The organism is Stenotrophomonas maltophilia group sp. RNC7 (assembly GCF_030910085.1).
GTDB lineage: Bacteria > Pseudomonadota > Gammaproteobacteria > Xanthomonadales > Xanthomonadaceae > Stenotrophomonas > Stenotrophomonas sepilia.
Window position 1 is genome coordinate 1 of record NZ_JAVFVN010000035.1, and the last position, 395, is coordinate 395.

At 34.2% G+C, this 395-nt stretch carries 1 protein-coding gene and 1 pseudogene; both read left to right on the forward strand.

Going from position 1 to position 395, the window contains the following annotated elements:
- Positions 1-17: 17 nt before the first annotated feature.
- Positions 18-143 (forward strand): hypothetical protein, encoded by a 126-nt coding sequence (locus RCF13_RS26255; protein WP_343237364.1) that lies wholly within the window; start codon positions 18-20, stop codon positions 141-143.
- A gap of 23 nt (positions 144-166) precedes the next feature.
- Positions 167-395 (forward strand): annotated as a pseudogene (locus tag RCF13_RS00190) (nucleotidyltransferase); the annotation flags it as partial.

The window sequence follows — 395 nt, forward strand, 5'->3', positions numbered from 1 at the left end:
ATGGAATAAGCTTTGAAATCGTTCCAGGGTTTATTAATACAGATGGTATTAGCTATACATATCCAGATACGAATAACGGAGGAAGCTGGAAAACAACAAATCCAATGGCAGAGGTAACAGAGTTTAATTCTAAAAATAAATGAAAAACTTAAAAAGACTTTGTAGAATGACGAGGGCCTGGAAACATTACTGGGATGTACCGATTGGTGGTCTTTTACTTGATACTTTAGCACATAACATTCTGAAAGATTGGGAGTATAAACAAAATTCCTATCTTTATTATGACTGGATGAGTAGAGACTTTTTCAAGTATCTCAAAAATCAAAATTCAGATCAAAATTATTGGCTTGCTCCAGGCAGTAAAAGCCTTGTGTATCGCAAAGGGAAATTTGAAT